Genomic DNA, 4,881 nt, shown 5'->3' with positions numbered 1-4,881 from the left:
GCGGCGTGTCATCGTGGGCAGACCTTCACACAGGCTGTGGCATTGAAACGACGGTCATCATATCCCGGCATGCGAAAAGCCCTCCTCGCCGGCTGCCCATCCATGGCAGCAGCAGGAGCAGCGCAGCAGATGCTGAAAGCGGCCCCATTCGCCCATCCATTTTCCGCACCAGCAACGCACTGTTGCAGTGCCGTTCTGCACCGGCACGCCGCCCCTCGCCGTGGGCCGGTGCCGCTGCAGCACGCTTGAATCGGAGCCGCCTGCCTCTGCAGGCAAGCAGCCCGGCTCAGCCCAGCAGCTTGAGCAGCGCGTGCGCCGCCGGCTCGGACGATGCGGGGTTCTGCCCCGTCACCAGCAGGCCGTCGGTCAGCACGAAAGGCGCCCAGTCGGGGCCCTTGGCGTATTGGCCGCCGCGCTCCTTCAGCATGTCCTCCACCAGGAAGGGCACGATCTTGGTGAGTTGCACGCCTTCTTCCTCGGTGTTGGTGAAGCCGGTCACCTTGCGGCCCTGCACGAGCGGCTGGCCGCCCACCGTCTTGGTGTGGCGCAGCACGCCGGGCGCATGGCACACCAGGGCCAGGGGCTTGCGGTCGGCGAACGTGTTCTCGATCAACGCGATGGAATGGGCGTCTTCCGCCAGGTCCCACAGCGGGCCGTGGCCGCCGGGGTAGAACACGGCGTCGAAGTGGTCGGGGTTCATTCCGGACAGGGGCCGCGTGCTGGCCAGGTGCTTCTGCGCCTCGGTATCGGCCTTGAAGCGGCGCGTGGCGTCGGTCTGCGCATCGGGCTCGTCGCTCTTGGGGTCCAGCGGAGGCTGCCCGCCCTGGGGCGAGGCCAGCGTGATCTCGGCGCCTGCGTCCTGGAACACGTAGTAGGGCGCGGCGAACTCTTCGAGCCAGAAGCCCGTCTTCTTGCCGGTGTCGCCCAGCTGGTCGTGGGAGGTGAGGACCATCAGGATTTTCTTTGCCATGGCGGTGCTTTCAAAGGGAGATCAGAAAAAGAGGAGAAGCGCCAGCGAAAGCGCCTGCACCCAGATGGGGCCGGCACCGCCGAATGGAAGGGGGCCCGCAAAGAACGGGCGCGGGCACAGACGGTGGCCTGCCGCCCGTGGCACGCGCTCCAGGGGGCCGCAGGGCCTTGCCGGCTCCGTTCAGAGCGCCGCTTCGAGCACGCGGCGGCTCACCTCGGGCGTCACGTCGCGGTGCTCGCCCAGCCGCACCATGCCGTGCGCCTCCAGTTGCGCCACCAGCGTGGCCACGCTGTCCGCGCCCACGCCGTAGGCCGACAGCCGGGTGGGGATGCCCATGCGCTCGAAGAAATCGCGCGTGGCGGCGATGGCCGCGTCGATGCGCTCGTCCTCGGTGCCGGTGCGGATGCCCCACACGCGCTCGCCGTACTGCAGCAGCTTGGCGCGCTTGGCACCGCGCTGCGCCTGCAGCAGGGACGGCAGCACCACGGCCAGCGTGCGCGCATGGTCGATGCCGTGCAGCGCGGTGATCTCGTGGCCGATCATGTGCGTGGCCCAGTCCTGCGGCACGCCCGCGCCGATCAGGCCGTTGAGTGCCAGCGTGGCCGTCCACATCAGGTTGGCGCGGTCGTCGTACACCGGCTCGGGCGCGGCCAGGATGCGCGGCCCGATCTCGATCAGCGTCTGCAAAATGCCCTCGGCGAAGCGGTCCTGCACCGCGCCGTTGACGGGGTAGGTGAGGTACTGCTCCACCGTGTGCACGAAAGCATCGACCACGCCGTTGGCCAGTTGCTGCGGCGGCAGCGTGTAGGTCTTGGTGGGATCGAGCACCGAGAACACCGGATAGGTGTGCGGGCTGCCGAAGGCCAGCTTGGCGCCCTTGGCGCGGTGCGTGATCACGCCGCCGTTGTTCATCTCCGAGCCCGTGGCGGGCAGGGTCAGCACCGCGCCGAACGGCAGCGCCCGGGCCACGTTGCTGCCGCGCTTTTCCAGGATGGCCCACGGGTCGCCGGCCTCGAACGGCACGGCCGCGGCGATGAACTTCACCGCATCGATCACCGAGCCACCGCCCACGGCGAGCAGGAAGTCGAACCCACCCTCGCGGATCTGCGCCACGGCGTTCATCGAGGTTTCATAGCTCGGATTGGGCTCGATGCCCGCGAACGTGGCGTGCTGCCGGGCCCCCAGCGCCGCCCGCACTTCGGCCAGCGTGCCGGTCTTCTCGGCGCTGGCGCCGCCCACCAGGATCAACACCTTGGCCTGTGCCGGGACCAGCCGGTCCAGGTCGGCGATGCGGCCTTTTCCGAAGGCGATGTGCGTGGGGTTGTGGAAGTCGAAATTCAGCATGGGAGTTTTCTCCGGGTGGGGTTGTCATGCGCAGCGCAATGCGCCTTGCCTCGATGTGAGCAGGCGATGCAAACCCGTCGTGGAACCAGCCCGATGGGTTGCAATTTCCCAGAGATGGGGACGAACCCCGGCTTGTAAAGGCATCCATCGGAATGAGCAGGTTGCTACCGCACCGACTCCGCTCCCGCTCAGGGCCTCAGCCGGTATCGCGAGTGCATGAAAAAAGTGTTGCCGCCCGACGAAGTGAAGGGTTTGAACTCGACGGAGGGCGCTCCCCGTTTGTCGGTGCGCCAACCGTAGAGCCCGGTGGGGCTGGGATCGGGTGGCAGGCTTTCGGTGGCCGCAGCGAAGGCGGCCTCGTAGAACGCCGCATAGCTGGCATGCCATTGCGTATTGGTGGCATCGTTGACCAGCGCCATCACATCATCGATTTGCGATCGCTTTTCGGCATCCAGTTGCGGGTAATGGTCGAACCCCCTGAATTGGACTTGCCCGCCATCGCTGCCGCGCACGATGTCTGCAAGGCTCCCTGCATTCGCTGCCCCGAACTCTTTCGTATTGCCTGAGTTCAGCCGGTTGACGATCACACGGCGCATCAGGCGCATGCCCTGCTGGGCCTGCGCGACATCCTTCACGCCCAGTACCTTCCATCGTTGCGGGGCAGGCGCCTCGGCCAGGAACAGCCGCATCAACAGGCCCGCATCGGAAGCGGCATCCGGCAACACCACCGCCTTTTTGATGTTGACGGTCACCAGGGGCGGAGTAATGGTTAGCACTGGTGCCCCAACTCCCTGCTGCACCTGGATCGCAAGCTTTGCGTTGCCCTCGCGCAGTGCCGTGACCACGAAAGCCCACGAGTCGGCTCGGGCATTGTGGGTGGTGCTCGTGACCTGGAGCAGATTAGGGATGTCGCTCACGGCCACGAGCTTTTGGCGCTTGTCGATGGACTCGAGCTTGACGCGCAGTTGGTTGCCTACCACCAAGGTCAATACGCTGGGCACGGGAGCGTCATACGCAAACTTCAAGAGGGCATTGGGCATCAGGTTTTTGAATAAGAAAAAGCGGCCGGGATCGTCCAGCGCGCCAAAGCGTTCGCGAAATGCGCTACCGCACAACCCCTGCGAAAGGAGGCATCCGGACGGTGACCCCAACGCGCTGGCATTGGTTGACGATGCGGTCCGCCCAGGCACGGGTCACGAGGAAGGTGCTGGTTCCTACCTCGTCCTGAGTGGCCACCACGTCTGTCTTCAGATTGACGGGATTGGAGTTCACCAGCCCTGCCGCCTCGCTGGCGGGATCTTCGCGGGGGCCGCCGGGGTCATTGGTCAAGGTGTAGATCCTCGCCCCCGTGGTCCACACCATCCAGATCGTGTCGCGCTCCGCCGGCTGCGCGGCATCAAGCCGCTCCTGCACGAAGCAAAAACGGTTTTCACGCCGATTCTGGCGAAGCTTGCCCAAAAACGCCTTGAGGGTGTCCGCCGAAGCGATGTGGCCGGACGCCGGTTTCGAAAAAGCAGAATCGGCCGGGACTGGCAATGCACGTTGGGCGGCGGCCTGCGTGGCACCGGCAGCACCGCCTATCAACAAAGCGGCAAAGGTCAGGACGGTCCGGCCGGCGCTAAGCCATTCCCGCGAAGGCATGCAGCCAAAGGGCAGGCGAAATATCGAATGCATGGCAAGTCGGGAAAAACACGAGGGAGCCGTAGTTTAAATCCCGATCTTCAATTCGTTCCGCCTGGCGGGATATGTGCGTTTCGCAGGGGCTCCGCAACCCTTTGCCCTCAATCCAGCTTCACCCCCGCCGCCTTGATGATCTCCCCCCACCGCTTGGCCTCCGCGCGGGCCATCGCGCGGAACTGCTCGGGTGTGCCGGCCAGGGGCTCCATGCCGAAATCCTGCATGCGCTTGACCACCGGCGGGCTGGCCAGGGCCTTGTTGACCTCGGTGTTGAGGCGGGTCACCAGCGCGGGCGGCAGGCCGGCGGGGCCGAGCACGCCCTGGAAGGCATAGACCTCGGTGTTGGGCACGCCGGCCTCGGCCAGGGTGGGCACGTCGGGCAGGCCGGGCACGCGCTTGGCCGAGCCGATGGCGAGCGCCCGCACCTTGCCGGCCTGGATCACCGGCAGGCCGGCGGCCAGGTCGAGGAACATGCAGGGCACCTGCCCGCCCATCACGTCCTGCAGCGCAGGCGCGGCGCCGCGGTAGGGGATGTGGGTCAGGAAGGTCTGCGTGCGGTTCTTGAACATCTCCATCGCCAGGTGGTGCGGCGAGCCGTTGCCCGGCGAGGCGTAGTTGAGCTTGCCCGGATTGGCGCGCGCGTAGGCCAGCAGGTCCTTGACGGTCCTGGCCTCGAAGGCCGGGTGCACCACCAGGGCGAGCGGAAAGCGGCTCAGGCCGGCGATGTAGGTGAAGTCTTTTTCCGGGCTGAACGGCAGCTTGCTGAACAGGTGCTCGTTGTAGGCCAGCAGGGCGTTGTCGGCGGACATGAGCGTGTAGCCGTCGGGCTTGGCGGTGGCGACCATCTGCGCGCCGATGTTGGTGGAAGCGCCGGGCCGGTTGTCCACCAC

Annotated in this window: 5 protein-coding genes; all 5 read right to left on the bottom strand. The window is 66.5% G+C overall.

Annotated features, from left to right (window positions below; translation table 11 throughout):
• Positions 1–286: 286 nt before the first annotated feature.
• Entirely contained in the window at positions 287–970 is a 684-nt protein-coding gene (locus tag AC27IO_RS20370) for a type 1 glutamine amidotransferase domain-containing protein (RefSeq protein WP_498740461.1), read from the bottom strand.
• Between the two features lie 180 nt (positions 971–1,150).
• Entirely contained in the window at positions 1,151–2,314 is a 1,164-nt protein-coding gene (locus AC27IO_RS20365; protein ID WP_284413651.1) for an iron-containing alcohol dehydrogenase, read from the bottom strand.
• A gap of 188 nt (positions 2,315–2,502) precedes the next feature.
• Complete coding sequence (locus AC27IO_RS20360) at positions 2,503–3,354, bottom strand: hypothetical protein (RefSeq protein WP_498740459.1); 852 nt, start codon at positions 3,352–3,354, stop codon at positions 2,503–2,505.
• Positions 3,355–3,418: 64 nt separating this feature from the next.
• The gene (locus tag AC27IO_RS20355; protein WP_317354446.1) at positions 3,419–3,988 is read right to left on the bottom strand and encodes a hypothetical protein; all 570 of its coding nucleotides are present in this window, start codon (positions 3,986–3,988) and stop codon (positions 3,419–3,421) included.
• A 107-nt stretch (positions 3,989–4,095) separates the two neighbouring features.
• A partial coding sequence (locus AC27IO_RS20350) for a Bug family tripartite tricarboxylate transporter substrate binding protein (RefSeq protein ID WP_487115147.1) occupies positions 4,096–4,881 on the bottom strand: 786 nt, incomplete at its 5' end.

The sequence above is a fragment of the Acidovorax sp. KNOB132 genome (assembly GCF_057541515.1).
The sequence above is the reverse complement of the archived record's forward strand: the minus strand, read 5'-3'. Positions and strand labels throughout refer to the sequence as shown.